Consider the following 20,197-nt stretch of genomic DNA (forward strand, 5'->3'; position numbering starts at 1 on the left):
GAAAAGAAAAGGGGTAACAGCGTTGTGGAGAATTGCTCCCCACTTGGTGGGGGCTGCTGCACTCGTGCCCGTCGTGTCGCCCAAGTTTGCGGCATAGCCCCTGGTTTGGCTGGCCGCTGAAGCTCGTGTCCATCATGTCGTTCGGACGCCTCATGACGGTGGCTGTCCCTTCTTCGGCAGTGATCAGGGAGATGACGCTTGCTGGGGGAAGATTCGGCGGGCCCCCGCCCTTCCATACTTCTTCCGCCGGCTCGACGGCTGGCTCCAGATTCGCGTCGGCGTTGTCGCTCGGGCGATTGTTCTCCGCGAGCGATCCCTGGATTCCGCATCTGAGCGTAGGCCTTAGGGGCGCCGTGCAGGTAACTCTCAGCACTGGGCTGCCGCGGCGGTTGCCATACGACGTTCCGTGGAGATCATACCCCTTTGCGCCATCATGCGGTGTGCTGGCATCGACGTCGACGTTCTCGGCCTCAGCGAACATCGAAGCCCAGGGCCAACTCCGTAACGATCATCATGGTGTAGCAGATCGTGGAAAGGGGCGATACGGCTGCCGATCAGTCCACTTTCGATGGCTAGAAGGGATTACGGGCTGCTGCTCCGACGCCATCGTCGTCGGGAAGTTGGCGTCGTCGTTATTGCCGCGAACGCTGGCCGGATGCCAATCGGCACGCTGAAAGATTGGGAGCAGAATCTCGACGAGATAAAAGAGGTGCAGGCTCTCGTGGCGAACTCGGTAAACGTCGAGCTGCGATTCAAGGGACCGGCAACTGCACAGTGCCTGCGGGGCCTATTCCTCCGCCACACAGGTCGATTGACAGGCTATTGGTCCCCACGGCCCTAGCGTCTCTGGCTTTGCATAACTTCAAATGGAGAGAGATGAAGAAAGAGGTGGCCCGTTGGTCGCAAGCGACCTACCGCTTAGCATTCAATCCCAGCGGTGCCGGGCCATCGTGTCCGTAGAGACCAGCCGTCCCCTGGCCCTAGCGGCCCTAATGTTTGCGAGCCTGCAATGAAGAGGATGCTTGGGCAATTGGTCGCAAGCGACCGCCGCCAATTTTCCAATTCTAACGGGGCGTAGGGCTCCCGTGTCCCTGGAGACTTCCCCAAGGTGCACGGCCCCTTCTGAAGCTAAGAATACGAGGACGCAGTGCCCGTAGACCTCGTTGCCGTATTAATCTCCCCAGCCTTTCGTGGCCCTACGGATGGCACGACGAACCACGGAATAAACGTGCTCGGAGTCAATGTTATCGAGCTCATCGGGGTGAGCGATGAGTTCGTTGACGAACGCCCACACGCAGCGTTCCATCTCGTTGAACGGCGTTTGGAGCAGCAGTTCGTGGACCTGATCAGCGAACAGTTCCGCCGTCGATGGGGCACTGAGCACTTCAATGACTTCAGCGGCCGACTTACTGTGCTTGTTTTCGTCGGACCAAGTAACTCTTGCTCGCATCTCTGCGGCTTGCTGCTCCATCTTCCTGGCGTTCGCCAACAATGTCTCTCGTTGCATGTCACTTAGGACGCTTTTCGTCATGTTTCTTCTCATAGGGGGTGTTGAAGGTTGGGGGAAGTTGTGTTTTTCTGCGGTCGTTCTGTCGCCAACGCAGCGAGGAAGCTTCACGGTGGCGGCATGGACGCGTGAGAAAGGCCAGCCGGTTCTGGAAAGTTGAATTGACTACTCCCACTTCGTATTTACTCGCCGAGTCTGGTGGGCGTGCGTTCTTGGGGTGCTGTTTGGTTTGATCCGCCTAAGAGAGATCGTCGGCGATTGTTTCGATCAGAAATCCCCAGCCTTTAAATACGCCTCGAAGAAGGGTTACCTCATCCAATGGCTTGTACCCATGATGACGACGCCGGATTACTCGTAGTACGCCCGAGGAAGCAGGTCGTCTCCAGAACGCCACTCCCTCAATGCCGGCTGGCGATCCTCATTGCATCGCATCTAGCGTCGTCGTGTTCGACGCCAAACTGCGGGGGCCCTAGCCGCAAGAGGTGCAAACTATTCGCGTCAAGTCCTCTGGAGCTAGAAGAGAGGGGAGGCAAGCATGGTAGCCTCGAAGTCCTCTGCTTGATCCCCTAGCCCATCACCTTGAGGAATATCGATGCCGCGTGAGAATGCTGACGCTGCTATGTTGCGAGCAGAACTCCAGAACTTCACGGGCGATCTTGAACGCTGGCGTCATCCCCTCTACCGCAAGTTGATCTACACGCCGGGTATCAAGTATTTGGCAGAGAGAACCGGGGCGTTTTGGCTGATCGACGCGATAGCCAGCTGGCTGCCGTCGCGGCAGTTTGAAGCCGCAGTTCAGCACGACAAGCGGATTGCCGACATCCACTTCTGGAAGCTCGTGGTCGGCGACGATCGTTCAGCCGACCTCACGGCGGTTGCCGACTCAGGTGAGGAGCCGTTCATCCGGCAGGGGATCGAGTACGCGGATTTCCCGCTGATGAAAATCGACCTTTATTGTGCGTTCGATGGAGAGCATTGGACGCTGATGCTGCCGAGCGAGTACTGAAACGCTTGCCGTTCCAAGTCTTCGGGCAGTGAAGTAGAGGATTCTTTAATTTGATGCCCCTACGCTGCTCGCTTGATAAATCGGTAGGTGTCGATAGTAGACCTCCAGCATGTAAAGGCACATGCACGTCACGTATAGTCGCCCGCCCGCGTGGGCGTGAATATCACCGCGCGGTCTCCAGCTACCTCGCTCGGGACCATCAGTAATCTGTTCCGACGGTAACGTCTCGCGCATGACTTCATTCCACAAACTCCAGCGTCTTCCGCCGAGGTGATGAAGAACCTGTGTTGCGTAATACCAATAGTAGACGTTCGGAGTATCCCACGACGGCAGTTCATCTGAAAGATAGTCAGCGCCATCGATAAGCCTCGGATCATCCTGCTTCCAACCCAGATACTGCCTGCACAGCAGTGCTTCAGCCGTCATACTTCGCGTTGCAACGGTTCCTTGTTGGTATCCGTAGCGAGTGCCATCGTCATTACCTGCTGAATCTAAGTATATTCCAACTCTCGCAAGCGTTTCGTTTGGTACTTTCAATCCAGCCATTTGTGCGCTTTGCAGAGCTAAAACAAACCATCCGGTTACCGAGGTGTCGCTATCTTGGCGTGGTATATATCTCCATCCTCCTTCAGTGGATTGCGCTTCAATGCAGTAGTCGACCGCATTCTGAACCGGCTTACGCAATTTCGCGTCGTGCGTCATTCCGTATAACTCGCAGAGTGCGATGGTGCAGAGCGCCTGGGTGTACCCGCCGTGTATACCTGCATTGCGATATTTTTCGCCTTCAGTACGAATATGCTCGACTAACGCGGCTGAGCCACGTGCGACAACAGCAGTATAGGGATCTTTGGGATCGCCCTTGTGTGTGTGGCCGGCGCCCTGGAATGCCAAGAGTGCCATCGCAGTCGCCGCAGCGACATTTTCTTCCATGCCTCCATCATCGTATGGCCCAGACAAACTCCACAAACCGTTGCTTTGCTGATTTTTGGCGAGCCACTCGAGTCCGAGTTTGACAGCTCCTTCAGTAGCGGACGTTCCGCCTCCTGTTCTCAGTAACTCACCCTTGGACCCACGCTGGCGACCCGAAAGTGAATCTTGAATGCCTGCGCGAACTCCCGTAGCGGGTTCGTCGGCGGCCTCGGATAGCGACAGACTACGATTTGAATCAAGCGTGAAGAAATTGCGAGTTGTTCTGGTCGTTGCCGCCTCATCGGTTGCTGCCGCCGGCTCAGTAACAGTTGCCGAGTTCGTTGATGGCATCAATTCACTTGAATCGCCCAGTTGTTTTCGCGACTGATTTGTATCTGCAAGGTGTGATGCGTCTGACGCGGCATCTTGTGTCGTGTTGCTATTACCGCTGCTGCTACTCCCAAGAGCCTCTGAGTTGGAAGTTCCGCTTTCTTGCGAATCATTTGTCGTGCCCTCACCAGACTCATCATCTCCTCGGCCTATTCGCTCGGAGCTCAGATTAAGTAGTGCGATTGCCAAGATAAACACCAGGAACGCCAGGATAAATCCTGCAGCAAACATCCAGCCCCTCACGCCTCCACGGCTATGTTGTTTTGGCGGCAGTGGAGGAGGTGTAGGCATAAAGTGTTGGTGACGTTCGGGCGAGTTCCAATCAGGCGTCAATTGAGCTCAATGGACTCCCTGGGATAGCGGTCTGAAGAGTAGACGTCTTTCCGAGCTGGAAGCACGAAATGCTACTGAACAAATGCCCCACTGGCGCTTCCTTCCTCAATCACGTCGCCCGCTGCCGTCGGAATAAGACGATACTCAATTCCGTGGGCTACCAATGAGCTTTTGAGCGAGGAGAATTCAGTAAAGGAATCATCCCAGACAGCACCACATACATAAAAATGCTCCTTCGGGAATTGATTCCATAACCGTTCGAGCATTGACTCCGACTTTTCTGAAGAATCAAGGGGAATGCCTTGAAGAGGATTCGGTGTAAGTCGTACGGCTCCATTCTCCTCGCCGAGTGGCAGGAAATCGTCGAGGTGCCGACTTCGCTCTAACGAAATCGGATCAACGTCATAGGGCGTGTAGAGTTTCCCGAATCTCACAACAACGGGAAACTCGCGCTTCTCAGTAGCCCTGAGTGTTGGCAACTCGGCGGTTCTAGTTCGGACCACTCTCTCGCGAGCCATCTGTCGCTTGAGTTCTTCACGACGTTGCTGCTCCAATGCGATCTTTGCTCTTTGATCTTCCAACTGCGACTTAAGGTGTTCCGTCTTGCCTGTTTCACGCTCGATGGCGGCCAAGCTGCGAGAGCTATCGCTAGCAAGCTCTTGAAGTGTTGCGCGATGCTCCAATATCTGTTGAAAGATCTTTTTGGCATCGCCGGATGTGAGGTGTCCCATAGAACGTCCTTGCGCGCCAGCAACTTGCTTCAGCAAGTTTACTTCATCCGTTCTGCGGTGAAGTTCTTCACGGAGAGCGTCGGTTGAACTTGATGTGGACTTATTACCGGCCACAGTTGCTTCAACTACTTTGTTTGTTCGGAGTTGCAGTACAACCAGCATCGTTAGGAATAGAACACCCCCAAAGGTGTTTGTGATTGTGTCGAGCAGTAGTTCAAGGCTTGTAGAGTCAGGGTCGTTGCGATTCACGGAGAGCTTCTCCTCGACGGGAAAACTACTTTGACTTCCGTGTCAGACCCGAGAAGATCAAATCCAAGGTCGTATTTTAGTTCATTTGTCTTCTCGTAAACTGCTTGGTAAATGCCAATTGACTCTGGGCGAACGAGTAGTACGAAAAAATTGTCCTGACGATTGATGGTTCTGGCCCACGCGAGGAAGCTGCGAACCCTCTCTGCTTCACTAGGTTCGCTGAAATCCTGCTCAACTCCAGCGTCACCCGGCTTTAGAACGCGTATTCGGGCCGATTGCAGATCTACAATCCAAGCCACTTTGCGAGAGCCATGCACTTGGTTGTACACAACGTGATTCGAGGCTTTGATAGCCTCAATCTCAGTCGCTAGTGCCGCGTTGTCTGCTTGAAGCTGTGACAGTGATGCCGTCTCGATTTTGCTCATCTCCGACTTCGCAGCGGCGCTTCGGGCAATCGATTCTTTCAAGCTCTTGGATGTCGTCTCCGCCGAGTGTTCAGCGTCCTGTACTCGCCTCGCAAGTTCGTTTCTAGTTTGTTCCAGATCCGACAATGATAGTGACGCCGATTCGTGAAGAAACGCAGTGTTCTCCTGTACCATCTGATTGAGCGACTCAAGCTCAACATCTAACCCCGCTATCTGCGTTTGCAACTCTTGGTTTGCGGCATCTTGGGACTCGACAGCCTGGATGGGTGGACGCTTAATCAACTCCACCGCTAGCAGAAGCGTTACTAAGATGATGACTCCCGTAACGGAAGTAATAATGTCCTGGAAAGAGAAAAGGGAGAACGCCTCAGTGTGTGCTCGACGACGCTTCATAGTTCCTAATCTGCGATTCGATCAAACGGGGTCATCCGCAAGCGATTCACGATGTTGCGATTGCAATATTCTCGAGCGTCGTCAAGAAACTCTTCCTCAGACTTGCGCAAGAACGTCGCCATCAGCTGAATCGCGAGAGCGGCGACCAATGCTTCTAGGGTCGTCTCAAAAGCGGTTGCAAGCCCGCCGGTTACTTGTCTCAGTGATGCAGTAACAGCGTCCATATCGGAACTCGAGCCGAGCACGCCGCCGAAGGCGCCGATCGCTTCAGAAAGACCGAGGACTGTTCCAATAAATCCCAACACGGGGATCGCCCAGATGAAACCGCGGAGTGACGAGTAGCTCGTATCCATCGCACCTTCGTCCGTTTCCGCTTGCGATCGAAGGATCTCGTCGACATCGGACACCCGCCCCAAGTTCTTCAAGTTCGACAGCGCAATCTGAATCCGGTTGAAGAGAATAAAGTGCTTGGGGTCATCGGTCACTTCGTACAAGCGTCGCGTCACTTCATCGACTGTAGTTGGCGACAATATGAAGTCATGGGCTGACGGTAGCACTGATATCGATAGCGTGGATCGCTGCAGAACTAACTTCCGCCACTTAATAAAAAGAATCGCCAAGGACCACATCGATAGGAACACAATAAAGTAAGGCGTCGGCCCGCGATCGCGAAACATCACGGCAAGATAGCTGTCCTTGAAGTAGATCAGGACGGCGTAGAAGGCGGCTGTTGTCAACAGTCCAGCCAGTAATGCTACCAAATTGTTGACGCGGGTATGGCGGGCGCCATGGAAGCCGAGCCGCTGTTCAATGTCTGAGCGAGACCATGACAGCAACTCGTCGTCAGCGTCGTCGCCCGCCGCTGTGGTTGTATGCTCGGCTGTTGCTGGCTGGTGATTCAATTACTCATCCACTAAGGATATTGTTTTATTGTACGGAACCGAGTCAAAGCGACGGGATCACGCTAGCGGCTAGTCCATCGCAACCAAGCCAATTGAGAACGCCCAGATGGCGGCGACCAGAGTGTTGAGAAGAAAGAAAAGAAATACGATGCTCAGGAAAATCCACAGCGACTTGAGGTTTCTGTGAGCAGCATCGAGGCACTCAGACGTTTGAAGAGTCACGAACCGCTCTATGTTCGAATTGTACTTGGTGAGGAGTATGCCAGTGGTGAGGTAGAGAGAGCCCCAAAGCGTGATAAACAAACCGCCTGCAGTTCCCTCAACCCTCCCTTGGCGAACGCCGAACAAAAATGTCGCCAAGCCAAGTGCGATCGATAACGCGCCGAGAGTATTAATGCAAAAAGCGACGAACTTCGACCAAGCCTTCGAGTCCGATAGCGTTCGCACGAGTTCCGTAGCGAGCTTGTTATCGCTTTGATGCCCCGTCTTGGGCGTGCTAGACATCAGCGGAACGGTTTGGAGCCCCTGGATCTGCCACGCGGGCTTCCACTCGGCCATTCCCGTTTTCCAGACGAGATCCTCTCCCAGCAGCGCGCCCGCCTGAGTCAGAGTCTTCAGGTGCTCGAAGGTCACAGGGCCATTCTGAACGTTGTTCTTGGCGTAATACCAATCCCTTTCGTCTTGCAGCGGAATATCGCCGTCATTGTCACTGACCGCAGGGGCACCTGCCGCTGGAGCTGTGGAACTGCTCTGGTTTGGCCTGCGAACTTCCGGAGTGGAGAATAGTTCTGGGAAATCCGCCGCTTGCCGCCAGACAACTTTGTCATTCGATACTTCGTGCATGCGACTTAGCTGGCCTCGGCGAACTAGAGATCGCAGCTTCTCGGCGTCGTAGGGGCCCTGCACTCGCCCGCGAATCCGTACAAAGAATTGCTGATCCAAGAAACGGCTCCAATTGACGGAAACTTGTAGAAGGTGAGGTCGACTAGTTGCTCTTTGAGTCACGCAAGAATACTGGTCGACCTTCGACCAAGGGGCTGCTAGCGCCATTCGCGATTCGTGCTTCGCCTGCTTTAGCTTCGCCAATGACATCGACAACGGCAGTCTTGACGCCCGGCGGTTTTGCAATAACGACTAGCTTGCCATCAGCAATCTGCCCAGATGGCACTTCAACTCGCCAATTGCCATCGTCAACGCGAGTAAGCCATCCAACCCATGAATAGCATTCCTCGTGCGACGCTTTTAGCGTTTGTAGCTGGCTCGCGGCGACGGTAAAGGCGTCGTCCATTGACGGAAGCGTCGCCAGCAGCGTCTCCGCTCGTGTTCGTTCTTTGGCGGCGCCCTCGTCTTTAGGGGACATCCAAGGAACAGACAGATCGACGTTTCCTTCACCCAACGCTCGCTGGTACTCTCGAAATCCCTCGCTGAGGACGGCGCTTCCGCTTGTCCCCGACTCGACCAGCTTCTGTAGCAGGATTAATTTCAATACGGGATCCAGGTCCTTTCGATTGTCGATCGATTTCAAGATCTTATGAAAGCCAGATTCCCATGATTGGGTCGGTAAGTTGGCCACGACCGCGATGATTTCACGAGCCACCTCAGATTGCGGTGCGGAACCGTTGAAGGCGACTAAGTCGTTCCGAATAGCGCCTGGTCGCTCACTAAGGTCGAATCCCGCAAGATAGTCGAACTTGTAGGTGCCGTCGCTTTCCTCCGGAGCTTTTCGACAATAGTAACGATTGCCGTTCTTGTCGGTAATCATCTGTAGTCCGGCAATAAGCGGATCTCGCACGAGTCGATTGAGTTCAGTGACGACCGCGTCACCCGCCTCAGGCTCCCTGGCGGCGACGCTCACGAGGTAGGGCTTTCGTAACTCGAATCGTTCGACGAACGGGAGATCGCCGTAAGTTGCGGCCAGTTCTTCACCTCGTTTGATCGCAGCGCGGGCAGCTTTCGCGCTGCGAGGAAGTCCTGCCCCAAAGTTGCTCTCCTCGAATTCACTGCAATCGAGCAATCCTCTCCATAGAGACGCTTCACCTGCGAGCGTCGCCACGTTTCCGGCAATCGATGAATTAGGAAAACTTTCGGCAAAGCCATTCAGAGCGGCGACGAAAGCGTCTGCATCGCCAACAGATTGCGTAATGCGAATGCGAAACTCAGCTTGCCGTCGGCGCGCCAGAATTCCTTGGGATACGGTATTGATGCGCGCCTGCAGTGGGTCGAGTTGTGCCAGCATGGCAGCGCTTGCTTGTTTGAATTGCTCTTTCGTTGCAGAAATCTCTCGCCCCAGCTTGGTTAGGTCGGCGAGCTTCCGCTGTTCATCGCCTCGCGCATTCCGATCGAGCGCCGCCAACTGGTCTTGCAATTCAACGAGCCGTAGTGAGAGTCTTTGGTCATGCTCCCTCACTTTCGCACGATCAGCCTCGTTGAACGAATGCTCAAGAGTCGAGACGGCGACCTTCTCTTCTTCCGTCATGGCGAGCTTCTTCAGCTGGGGAAGAGCCCCGCGATCAGCACCATCCGTCGATGGATCTCCGGCCTTCGAAATGAGTTCCTGAAACTGTCGTACTCGCGACTGTTCCGCGGCAACTGCCTGGTCAAGGCGAAGTTTCTGCGCTTGCACATCGCCGCTCAAAGCAACATTAGGAGAATTCGAAGCAATACCAGCGAGCAGTTCTTGCGCCTGCGTATGAGCGCCCTTATCGATGAGCGTCGCCAACGACGACGACGATTCCGCAACTTCTCGAGCGAACGCCTGCTGATTCATCCAGTAGCCAATGCCGCCAATTATCAGCGCGAGGACCGCGGCAATCGACCCGATGACCAGCCGTCGCTTGCGACGAAGATTGATCCCTTCGGCGGCCAGGGTCTGCTCGACGCGGCGCTGGAGCAACTCGGGAAGTGGTTCACCGAACAGCGTCGCGGCGCGAAAGAGTCGCTCCAGTTCGGTTGACGCAGCGCCGTTGTCGAGGGCTTGCTGCAACTGTGCCACCGCCAGCTGAAACTGCCGTTGGCCGGCGTCTTGACGGTCTTGCTCGGCTAGCCAATTCAAGGCTGGCGCTGCGCGAACCGATAATTCATCCTCCGCGGACAGGGCGGCAATCCCAGCAGACTCGTGCCAGCGGTCTCGCAGCTTGCGAGCCGCGGCGACGTCAAACGCCATGTAGGCGTCATTCAGTTCATAATCGAGTTGCTCCAAAGTCCGTCGAGCCGCCGCGGCAGCGACCTGCGAGCGGAACTTTTCCACCGTGTCGATCAGCGACTTTGGGCGTTCAACCGTCCAGCCTTTCGCACGTAATTCGTCGGTGAGGCGAGCCAGCCCAGCGACATCGCGGTTCCGATGCGCTCCTTCTACTTCGGCGCCAATCTGCTTCAGGCGGGCGCGTTCCATGAGGCAGAGGTCGGCGCCCCACATCTCATTGCCGGCGTCGGCGTCGCGAATTTGCCTGAGCGTATAGATCCGCGAAGCCAGCGGTGCGCGAGCCAGCGCGAGCGTGCGGTGTTGTTTGAGGAGCGATTCCAGCGGTTGTTGGTCGGCGTAAGCTTTGTTGAGATCGGCAGCGAGATCAATCAGTAACTGCGGCGGCTCGGCCATCTCCCACTGGACGAGCATTTCCCGCCAAGTCGGCAGCTCGGAGAAGTCGAGCATCGCGACCATATCAAGCAGATTGGGCTCTTCTTCCGCAATCTGGATCGCTTCGCTGCGAAGGCCGCGGTGCAGCAGCCGCCCGACGCGACGGAGCCTGTCGTTAACTTCCGCGCATGCTTCGGCGTACATCGCGGCAGAGTCGCGAAGGAAATCGGGGTCTGCCGTTTCAGGTGAGTAAACGGCGCCGAGGATGTCGTCGATGTATTGTTGGTAGGCTTGCATTGAATGTCATGTCCACGCTACTAAAGTTGGCCGGCCCGGAATACTTCTACTTCGGCTAAGTCACTACCCCCTCCCGGTGCTCTCGTCTGCCGGACGATCTGTAGGTTCACCTTCACCTTTTTAGGTAGTTGTTCAATCGCCTTCTTTAGATCATAAATCAGCTTTAGTTGTCCAACTAGCGGAGGGTAGTCTGCTTGTTGTGCAGCCTGCTTTCCAGCAATTTCAAAGTCCTTGAGTTCCTGTATGGATAATGAGTTAAGAGCCTTCGTGTAGTCTTTGTTGCTCTTGCGAGGGAAAGCGTCGCGTAAGCCGTTGGCGATCGCGTCTTCTTTCGTAATGTTTGTTTTAGCGGCGAATGCCGACGCGTGGCTCTCAATCGCTTCGATTAGGATGCGCCTAAGTTTTACCGTTTGCTCGTATTTGAGCGCTTCTAAGGCACTGCATTTCTCGCCCACGTCGGGATTCGCTGCGAGTCGTATGGTGACTCGTATGCCAGTAGTGCTTGCTGCTTCATTATCCGCCTCGAGTAGGAGGCTCAGCGTTAGGGGGTATGTTGTATCGAGCCTGTACTCGTAAGCCTCTCCTGGTTTACTTGTAGCGGTCGCGGTCTTAGATCCTTCTTGTTCAATTGAATGTCTAACAATAAGTGAGGGGGAAGGAGGCGTGTTTAGAGTTCTGCTGATGTCGATGAGGTTCTTTGAAAATGAAAGGCCTTCTTCGGTAATCGCCTTCCCTGAAGTCTGGGGTAGAAGGAATATATGGCATTGATCTGAGCCGTTAACTTGATTAGGGGCCGATAGATTAATGCATGACCATTCCACAGCGGCGACGTCTTTCGGTGCGCGCACAGCCTCCTCAAGCCAAGTGAATCGCAACTCAGTGTGTTTACTGGAATCGTTCTCCCTTATTTCGGCTATCGCTTTCCCGTTCGGGCCAGTCACTTGCCAAGGAGACTTCTTTGAGGAAATCGAAATGTGACGTTCACTGTCGGTGTGTAGCGAGATGGTTAGAGGAGAGTGAGGGTGAGCAATGGTCCCTAGTGATACAGATTTCTGCCATTCATCAGGCCGCAGGGCCCATGTCACTTGCGGTACGACGATTGATCTATGGACTGATTCAAATAAATTGGTTGATTTGGCTGAATCCGTTGCAGCCTTGTTTGCCTCATTCATCTGCGGCGACCCATCAATAGCCTTTGCGGGACTGTCCCCATTCAATGGATTGGCTATAGCAATATTCCCCTGCGAGGCCGGTGCCGGGATGGTTGGGTTCGGTGACGCTTTAGTTGATTCGGCCAGTGGGGCGGCATCGCTCGTAGGTTCTTGATAGCCAATTGCTTGAGGATCAGTTGCCGTCTGTGCGATCGTCGACGGTGAGTCTGCTGCCGGATGCGAATTGGGAGAATCTGCAATTGATGGGCCGTGCGATGGCCTAGTGGCATCGAATGTGAAAATCGCGACGCCAATTAATGAAGAAGCGAATATCAGAATCCCCACGAGTATCGCAACGAGTTTCCATGGCTGTGACCTTGTTGCCTTCGTTAAGAGATAATTGTCCGAGGGGACGGAAATCGCCACAGCAGGCGGAAGGCTAGGAGGCGAACTGATCGCGCCTGAATCATGAGGCGGTGAAATCTCTTTGCCATTACCGTTGCCGAGTGGGACAGTTAGAGGAGCGATTGTTTTAAGGATGTTCTGCTCGGGAATTGTCGCTTTCAACGTAGGCTTTAGGGGTGGAAAAGCACCCGTTCTCGCAGCAAGAACGCAGGCGGTCTCACTGCGAACGCCGGTCTTAGCGAAAAGATCGATCAGCAAAGTATCATGGCTGCGTCGTGCCGCCACCGCTTCAGCCGACTCTCCCGAGAGAAATCGCCAATGACACTCGACGCCCGGCGGCAGCTTTGAATAGTAGGTGCTAAACGTCGCTCCCCACCGTTTCGATGACGGCAGCAGTGCTTGGGCTTCGTCCACCAACTCAAGCAGCCGTTCGCCTGGCGGAGCGAAGAGAATGTTCGCATCCATCGAACCGCTAACTTCATCGTTCCCTGCCAGAACGCCGCCCCAACCGGCGTCGCCGGAGACGGTTTGCCACACGTCGCATTTACGAGGCCCTACGTCGGGGCTTAGCGGTAAGCGGCGGGGCTCAATTGGCCGTGGCTCGCCCTCCCAACTCGTGACGAAAAATCCTGGCTGGCGCATCAGCCACGCCGGGCCCGCCGGCGGTAACTCCGAACCCGCAAGCACCACATGGTGGGCGAGCTTGTTGCTCCGCTGAGTGTAGTCCAACCCTGCATCAGCAATGCGAGATAAGACGTAGTAGGTTTTGCCTCCCAGCTTGAACGTGACGAACGAATAGTTCACCGGGTTGAGATGCGACGACTCTCCTCCGGGCGGATAAAGATGCTTATAACCGCTCAGCGCCTCGAGACGATCAGCGAGCGGTTTCGCCATCCCTGCCGTACATGCGACGGTGCAGAAACCGCGACTGCCAAGCTGCAGCCCTTTCGGTGCCGAAGTGTAGATGAGTTCCTGAGTCACGTTTCGACGAGGTCCACGTTACGAGTGAGCGTCTGATCGCATTAGCGTTTGTTCAAGAGATCGCGGCGCCCGGGCTGTCAGCCGGCTGGTCTCGATACGGAATCATTCCCCCGCCCCAACGCGCCATCGCCACCAGCAGCGGGACTTCGGTCCACATTGGATTGATGTCCCGCGGGCGAATGCCGACGAGCGTCGTGACGCCGTTCTCGACGACCGATTCAGGCGCACAGCCGGTGGCGCTCACGGGGACGTAAAGGACGTGATCGGTGAAAGACTCCGCGGCGGAAACCAACTCGGGCGAGAACCGCCACAGCATCTCTCGCACTCGATTAGAGGTCGAGTTGATGAGCGCCATGTCGAGAGCATAGAGATCTTGATTGGCAGATTTCACCCAGGGATCTGGAAGCCGCTCTTCTCCGAGCAAGGGCCACCAGACGTCGTACTTGGTCACGACGACGACTAGTGGGCGCGCGTGTTTCTGGTTTTGGTTCAGGCCCGCGTGTCGACGGACTCGGTCGACGATCTCGTGCAGCACGGCCTCTTGTCGGCGCGTTTCCAGCCCTGCGACGACTTGCGGGTCGCTGGTGCGAGCCCGGCATTCGGCGCGTAGGCGGGGATCCTGCGTCGGGTCGAAGCAGTAGAGAAGTACCTGAGCTTGCGCGAGATGCTGCGTCACTGGGGCCGATGAGGTGTCGGCGCCCGGAGCGAATGATTCGCCTGCATTGTCGTACAGGCAGAGCAAGCGGGAGATTCGGGAAGCGTCCCGATAGTTCGGATGTTTCTCGCTGGGACGAATCGCAAATAAGAACGGCCGCGGATAGGTTACCTGCTGCTCGCCGTACATCACCATGTCGTAAAGATCGCCCGCCTTCGGATCGGTCTTCAATAGTTTGACGATCTCGTCGGGGTTCGAATTAAAAAACTGCTGATTCTCGTATTCGTGCAGCGGGAGATTCGAAACCGGATCGGCGTCGGTGAACGCCATCGAGAAGTGACGCGGCAACGTATTGCGCAGCCGCCAGCACATCGACGCCAAGAAGTAAGTTTTGCCGCAGGAGGGAGTACCGGCAATCGAAAGGAAAAGGGGCGGGATCTCGAACAGCGGACGCGGTACGCGGAGATGGCATTTCGGACATGCTAGCTCCTTGCAGACTGACCCCATCGGATCAATCGCATTGCCGTCGACGTCGAATCGAGTCGGCAAGAATCGCAATCCGGCCGCATCGAGTCGCGGATCATGCTGCAGGTCCGGATGCTCGGCAACCCAGAGCGCATCTTCCGGCCCGAATCCGGCCCAGCAATGGGGGCATGTCACCCGCGAACGCAGCGCAATCCTCACGTTTTGGAGTCCACCCGCTCTCTGCATAGCAGCTACGTCCCAGCTTATTCGAATCTGATCGGCCTAGAGGCATTAGGCATTCCCGCCTCGCCTCCCGCGGCTTTCACCAACCGATCGCTGTATTTCTTGATGTCGTCGAGAAGATTGGCGGTTAGTGCTTTGCAATTGGGATCAGTCTGATGAGTCCTCACCATCTGCCAGCCTTCGACTGCCGCCTTATAAGCAGGCTCCAGCTTACCCTGCCGAGCATATTCTGTGGCAGATAGCCGAGATTTTTTGGCAGCAGCAAGTGCTTCTTGCGTCGTGCGCTTGCGGGGCAATCCCGAGCTTGCCGATTTCGCAGATTCTACAGGGAGGCTGATACCAGACTTATCGGTTTCCGAGTCTCGTTTGCTTGGAACGGCGACTGTTGAATAGGGCGCTGCCGGTTCTGCCGGCATGTCGTTGGGCTCAGGCTTAGCGGCAGCCGGCGCAGGTACCGGGGCGGGGGCGTCCAAACTCTCTTCGTTAACTAAGGGGCCTGCTGGGAATGCTTGCTTAGGTTCGTGCGCGGGATCGCTGCTCTTCTCTTTACATCCTGGCAGTCCAGCAATAAGCACTGCTGAGACGTAGAACATCTGTTTGCCTACTAGTAACGCGCCATTGCTAGATAGCCAGAGCAAGCGAGGAGACTTCATTTTTTCCCCTTCTCTTTTTCGACAGGCGGCTCTTCGGTTCCCGTTTTAAGAAGCACTAGCTCCCCATACTCAAGTGGGATGTAGGCGCGGAATTCGAGGCGCCCTTTCATGTGGACTTGCTTCCCTAGGGCGGCAACGGAAGTCAGTTGCGGGATTTTAGCCTCAATCTCCGGCAGCGATTTTGAAAGGCGGCGTGCGGTGCCCCGTGCCGCGTTCAATTGCTTAACCATCAAAGATCGCTGTGACGCCACTTGCGCGTAGTCAGGACTGTCGGCACGCATGCGAGATTCGATGCTAGAGATCTGTCCAGGCAGCGAACTTATCGCGCTTTGAGCTGCGCTCAACCGGCCGCGTCCGTCAGCGAGAGCATTCTGAAGGTCGCCAATCGAACCGTACACTCTCTCACCGGTGAATGGATACCAGCGACGTCCGAGTTGATGGCGAGGGACGAATCGCACAGTCGCTTTGGAGGCCGTGACGGATAATGTGAATTGAAATTCGACAGGAATTCCGTCCTCGCGAGTCTTCAGTCGCAGTGTTTCGCCTTCTTTAATTCTTCCATCCGCAGGATCAAGGTCTATTGAGAGGCTGGGGATTTGTATGTTCGAGACTTCGAAGCAGATGCCTGCCGCATGAGGAAGATACTCGTCGGCGACCTCAAAGATATGATTGCTTTTCGACAAGTCGAATACGAATTTGTAAGTGAGTAGTTGTGGTCGCAGCTGGATACGATGCGAGTGGTTGCCGGAACTCATTACGAGAGCGCAGTTTCTTAGCTGTTCGACTAATGTCGCGCGCTTGGTTTGGAGCCACTGAAATTTCAGGGCCGTATCTTCCAGCGTCAGGGAAGCAATCGATTCATCGAAGCCTTCCAACGCCCCATCGAATTGGGATTTTTCTGGCGTTGGTTTCTTCGCAGTATCCGGATCCGCCGGCGCAGCTTTCTCGGGCTCAGCTTTTAATTTAATCTCCCAAGCGGCAACGGCGGGATCAGACCGCTCTACATAGAATCGCGTGTACTCGAACTGCTTTGAACGAGGCTCATCGACTTCAATCCGAAGATTCTTTGCAGCTACCTCATCCAAGTAGCCAAGGTCTGTAACGCCGGCAGACTCTTCCGCCGTTGCGGCACTTTGATCTATCCGCAAGGGGGGGAGAGCGATTTCAGACACAAGCCCTTCGAGCGAGCCGATCGCAATGTCAGGTTTGTCGGCTTGAGGAATCTCTGCAGCTCGCTCTTTTGGTGCGGTACTTACGGGGGTGACTGCCGAAGGGGGCGGTACGGGAGAATCGGGCACGTCAGACGCATCTTCCACTGGCGCCAAAGCGGTAGATGGCGAGTCCGCTAACGTAGCGCCAGTCTTCGACGATTCGGTTGTTGGCGAAGGCGATTCCGTTGATCGTGTCTCGGACGCCCCGCCGCTGCCTGGATTTCCTGCCGCTGCAGTCTTTGGGTTGGTAGGTGAGGGCGAGGAAGCCGTTTCATGGGGTGGACGGTCAACTAGCGATTTCGAGGTCTCTGCAACGATTGGGCTTGGCGCGGTCGCTGGGGTTTCAGCCGATTCCGAGCCTGTTAGGAGAGCAACTAGGCCAATGACGGCGAGAACAGCCATGCTGACAGCAGCTACGCTTCCGTAGACAACGGCTTGGCCGCTATTTGACTTCTTGGAACGGTATGGCCTATCGATTAGTCCAACCACGCCCGAAGAAACTTCTTCTTCGGAAAGTTCGTCGAATAGCGAGTCGAGGTTATGTGAGCTGGTTAGGGGCTCGAGCGCTGAGAACGTATCTGAACTACTCGGTTGAGACTCCAAGGCGGTCGTTGAAGGAGGGCTGGTCGTAGTAGGACGTGCCGGCGGAGTTGTACTTCGAGCTTTGCCGAGCTGAGTCGCACTGGAAGTCCCTGCGCCATTGTCGGTGGTCTTAGCACGCGACTTGCCCAGCGACTCCAAGTACGCCTTTCGCGAACTCGCGTCAGAAAGGCATATCCTCGCCTTCTCAATTCGCTTGAGAACGTATCGGGCGGCCGGAATGAGCTCTTTCGGAGTTTCACTCCTCAGTCGATTGGCCTGCTGCTTCGCCGCGGATTCTATCGCAGAAGAGTCTTCAGTCGTTGAAGAGATGCCAAGGAGAGAGAAATGGTTTGGGGGGAAGCGATCAGTGCGTATCCTGAGGATCTCGCTGCAAACTCGTCGCTCAAGATCTGAGACATTATCTGGCATAACAAACGGCGCCTCGTAGGAAACGCTTACTCACTGGCATCACTTCGCGCAGACTTCGGCTCTAGCTCCACGAAGCCCCGCCCAGTCCGAAAATTTTGCAAAGCACCGTAGAATAGTTACGATCCGATTTAAAATCAATAAACGGGGTAACTATTTCTCATCTGTAGAAAGTGAAAGCCCCAAATTACTTACGGGGAAAACGCTACTTCGGAATGTAAACCCTGAAACCAAGGTTGCAATTGAGGGCTAATGGCCACTTCACTGCGTAAGTTCTCGCCGGTGACCTGAATTTCGGGTTTGACAATAGAGAATGCCCGCCCCGCAAGAATTGGCCATATCTAATCTCCCTCAATATCGACGAACGCAAGGAAGGCCGGCATCAAATCCGAACGCCACTAGGCCCATTTCACGCTCGGTGCTGCGAACCAGCCGAATTTGGGGACTCGATGGGCGATTCCAGTTTGGGGGAGTTCCTTACGGGGCTAGAAGTTCCAGTATTCGTCAATGTTTCGGCTGACATCCTTCATGGCGTCGGCCGCTCCGCTCTCGATGGAGTTAATAGTGCCAGCACCCCGCCTCCGCCGCGTCAGCTCGAAGAAGGAACTCGAAAACATGCTCGACGACTATATGACGCAAGGTTATGAGATCATCGAGGAGGGCCAAACGACCGCAATGGTTCGTCGCAAGACCTGGGGATCGACTGGCGGTCATGTCCTGTGGGCCTTACTGACCGTTTGGTTCACCCTGGGGTTCGGGAACCTCGCCTACGCCCTCGTAGCGCATTACAACGCCGAAAGGGTGATGCTCAAGATCGACGCCGACGCCAAAAGTTAACTCCCCTGCCCTCTCCGCCCCGGGATCTTCATGGCAAACTGGTTTGTAGCACTCGCCGGAACCGAGCTAGGCCCGCTCACCGATGCGCAGCTCCGCCAACTAGCGAGCGAGGGTAAGTTGGGCCGCGACGATCTCGTGCGGAGGGAGGGTATCGCTGTCGCAACGACTGCTGGCAGCATTCAGGGGCTATTCCTACCTCCCCCGCCAAATGCTCCGCCGCAGAAGTCGGGGACATTCTCCGAGTGGTATGGAGAGCATGCGGGAAAATGGGAGGCGCCGTTTCAGGTGCTCGCGTGGATCTTCTACGGATTCGTGTGGATCCCAGGCTGGTGGGGATGGGGGTTGTGGAACGATCGCCAGCCGGCGTTGCAAACGAAGGGAAAGCGTGTGCTGGGGCTCGTCGCTGCCGGCTTTGTGGTTCTGCTACTCCTCGCAGTGCTGGGGCGAACGAATCAGCGGCAGCGAGCGACGGCGTCGACGGCCCCAGGCGCCGGGAGCCGAATCACTCCCGAAATGTCAGCGCAAGCCGAGACCCTTCGACAGCATGTCGTCAGGTCGCCGACGGCCCAAATGTCCGTTGACCAGTTCCGCCAAGAGATACTTGGCCGCGATTTCATTCCCAAGCAATCGTTCTACGAAAAATATGGGCGTCCCATCCGGACGTTTACCGTGGCAGACGACACCTATCTTACCTATAAATGTCGCGAGGGATTCGTCACGGTAAAATGCCCCGCCGGGCCGTTCCAGTATCAGGATGACATCGCTCCTGTCGCCGTCGACGAGAGGTAACTGGAACTCTTCGGTTTCGATTGAATGGCTCGCAATGCGAACGATCTCCCGCTCGTCGGGATTTGGTGGGATGACGGCAAGCAGATAGTAGCGCTCGCTCACCCGCCTGTAGCCAGTGATTCGACGGCCGTCACACTCATTGATAGCGACCTCGAACACTGGCGGGAATGGCCAGACGTCGCCCTTCGGCTCGCGCGATCTGCCAATGACGAATACTTCTCCGTTCCCCGAGGGAGAGTGCTCCTCCGTTCCAAAACCGGTCAAGGCATGATCTACCACGGATCGGCAACGACGCGAGCACGATTAGAGCTGATTGCTGTGGAGTTCAAGCTATCGGATTGGAGAGCTGCGATTGATCTCCATTACGAAGTTGGAGGTGCCGCTGACGCGCTGTTCGACGATGAATGAAATGGTCGCCGACCCGCTCGACCTACCCATCCAATTCCGAGAAAATCCCCCAAAGGTATGGCCAAGAGCACTTATGGCGTACTAGTGATCCGCGACGTCGCCCAAACTGTCGCCAACTTTAACCTCTTGATAACCCCGTCGTGGCTTCTCGTTGCACTTCGGTGAATCATGCCGATGAAGATCTTCCTGACGTTCTGCCAGCGTCATGTTCTCCACGGAAGTCCAAGGTAAATGCCTCCTCGACGCCTGGGACTGATTGGTGGCGTCAGCAATGCTTGGTAAGTCCCATTTAACGACTTCATCAAATGGCGTTCTAGGCAATGGCCGTGGAGGACACGCCCTCTCCGGGTTTTCCTTTGGCCTCTCCTTGGCTTTCAGCTGCCGGCCCCACCTGAGATAGCCGCCGAGGACTTGATGCAAAGGGAGAGCGGAGGAGGGCCATCGGAGAGCACGTGGTAAGTGGTGGCAGTCATGGCATGGCAGTCAGCAACAGTGGCGGTCATCCTCCTGCTGCTAGCCATCACTGCTGAACTCCGAACGGCCGCATTTCAGGATGCTATGGTTGTGTAATCAAGCTAGGCGGGCGGATGGTAGTCGATCAACGTGGACGTCACTGTCATCACCAGCACGGTCGGAGCACTTCCAGGCAGAGCTCAGGGTAGCAACCATTCCTTC

General features: G+C 55.6%; 15 protein-coding genes. 4 read left to right on the forward strand and 11 right to left on the reverse strand.

What is annotated here, in order from left to right; genetic code table 11:
- Window positions 1–568: 568 nt before the first annotated feature.
- A complete protein-coding gene (locus tag ACQY7R_RS23555; RefSeq protein WP_428307995.1) occupies window positions 569–841 on the forward strand; it encodes a hypothetical protein in 273 nt (90 codons plus the stop codon).
- Between the two features lie 330 nt (window positions 842–1,171).
- Here ACQY7R_RS23555 and ACQY7R_RS23560 read toward each other — a convergent pair whose 3' ends face one another.
- Window positions 1,172–1,531, reverse strand: a complete 360-nt coding sequence (locus tag ACQY7R_RS23560; protein WP_428307996.1) for a hypothetical protein — start codon at window positions 1,529–1,531, stop codon at window positions 1,172–1,174.
- Window positions 1,532–2,126: 595 nt separating this feature from the next.
- Here ACQY7R_RS23560 and ACQY7R_RS23565 point away from each other — a divergent pair.
- A complete protein-coding gene (locus tag ACQY7R_RS23565; protein ID WP_428307997.1) occupies window positions 2,127–2,513 on the forward strand; it encodes a DUF6876 family protein in 387 nt (128 codons plus the stop codon).
- A 45-nt stretch (window positions 2,514–2,558) separates the two neighbouring features.
- Here ACQY7R_RS23565 and ACQY7R_RS23570 read toward each other — a convergent pair whose 3' ends face one another.
- The 10 genes from ACQY7R_RS23570 to ACQY7R_RS23615 all read right to left on the reverse strand — a co-directional run bounded on the left by ACQY7R_RS23570 (window position 2,559) and on the right by ACQY7R_RS23615 (window position 16,567).
- Window positions 2,559–4,043, reverse strand: a complete 1,485-nt coding sequence (locus tag ACQY7R_RS23570; protein WP_428307998.1) for a prenyltransferase/squalene oxidase repeat-containing protein — start codon at window positions 4,041–4,043, stop codon at window positions 2,559–2,561.
- 173 nt (window positions 4,044–4,216) lie between these two features.
- A complete protein-coding gene (locus ACQY7R_RS23575; protein WP_428307999.1) occupies window positions 4,217–5,125 on the reverse strand; it encodes a hypothetical protein in 909 nt (302 codons plus the stop codon).
- Window positions 5,122–5,943 (reverse strand): hypothetical protein, encoded by an 822-nt coding sequence (locus tag ACQY7R_RS23580; RefSeq protein ID WP_428308000.1) that lies wholly within the window; start codon window positions 5,941–5,943, stop codon window positions 5,122–5,124. The genes ACQY7R_RS23575 and ACQY7R_RS23580 overlap by 4 nt, the downstream gene beginning before the upstream one ends.
- Before the next feature lie 5 nt (window positions 5,944–5,948).
- On the reverse strand, window positions 5,949–6,845 hold the full coding sequence (locus tag ACQY7R_RS23585; RefSeq protein ID WP_428308001.1) for a MotA/TolQ/ExbB proton channel family protein: 897 nt from the start codon (window positions 6,843–6,845) through the stop codon (window positions 5,949–5,951).
- Between the two features lie 69 nt (window positions 6,846–6,914).
- The gene (locus tag ACQY7R_RS23590) at window positions 6,915–7,688 is read right to left on the reverse strand and encodes a DUF4339 domain-containing protein (protein ID WP_428308002.1); all 774 of its coding nucleotides are present in this window, start codon (window positions 7,686–7,688) and stop codon (window positions 6,915–6,917) included.
- 142 nt (window positions 7,689–7,830) lie between these two features.
- Window positions 7,831–10,716 (reverse strand): hypothetical protein, encoded by a 2,886-nt coding sequence (locus ACQY7R_RS23595; RefSeq protein WP_428308003.1) that lies wholly within the window; start codon window positions 10,714–10,716, stop codon window positions 7,831–7,833.
- A 20-nt stretch (window positions 10,717–10,736) separates the two neighbouring features.
- Window positions 10,737–13,253, reverse strand: coding sequence for a hypothetical protein (locus ACQY7R_RS23600; RefSeq protein ID WP_428308004.1), 2,517 nt, complete (start codon window positions 13,251–13,253; stop codon window positions 10,737–10,739).
- 52 nt (window positions 13,254–13,305) lie between these two features.
- The gene (locus tag ACQY7R_RS23605) at window positions 13,306–14,457 is read right to left on the reverse strand and encodes a hypothetical protein (protein WP_428308005.1); all 1,152 of its coding nucleotides are present in this window, start codon (window positions 14,455–14,457) and stop codon (window positions 13,306–13,308) included.
- A 179-nt stretch (window positions 14,458–14,636) separates the two neighbouring features.
- A complete protein-coding gene (locus tag ACQY7R_RS23610; RefSeq protein ID WP_428308006.1) occupies window positions 14,637–15,269 on the reverse strand; it encodes a hypothetical protein in 633 nt (210 codons plus the stop codon).
- Window positions 15,266–16,567, reverse strand: coding sequence for a hypothetical protein (locus ACQY7R_RS23615; protein ID WP_428308007.1), 1,302 nt, complete (start codon window positions 16,565–16,567; stop codon window positions 15,266–15,268). Before ACQY7R_RS23615 ends, ACQY7R_RS23610 begins: the two co-directional genes overlap by 4 nt.
- 1,485 nt (window positions 16,568–18,052) lie before the next feature.
- Here ACQY7R_RS23615 and ACQY7R_RS23620 point away from each other — a divergent pair.
- Window positions 18,053–18,325 carry a hypothetical protein gene (locus ACQY7R_RS23620; RefSeq protein WP_428308008.1) on the forward strand — a complete coding sequence of 91 codons (273 nt, stop codon included), beginning with the start codon at window positions 18,053–18,055 and terminating at the stop codon, window positions 18,323–18,325.
- Window positions 18,326–18,355: 30 nt separating this feature from the next.
- Window positions 18,356–19,114: a DUF4339 domain-containing protein gene (locus ACQY7R_RS23625; RefSeq protein WP_428308009.1), complete on the forward strand. Its 759-nt coding sequence runs from the start codon at window positions 18,356–18,358 to the stop codon at window positions 19,112–19,114.
- Window positions 19,115–20,197 lie beyond the last annotated feature (1,083 nt).

The sequence above is a fragment of the Lacipirellula sp. genome (assembly GCF_965279485.1).
Taxonomy (GTDB): Bacteria; Planctomycetota; Planctomycetia; order Pirellulales; family Lacipirellulaceae; genus Lacipirellula.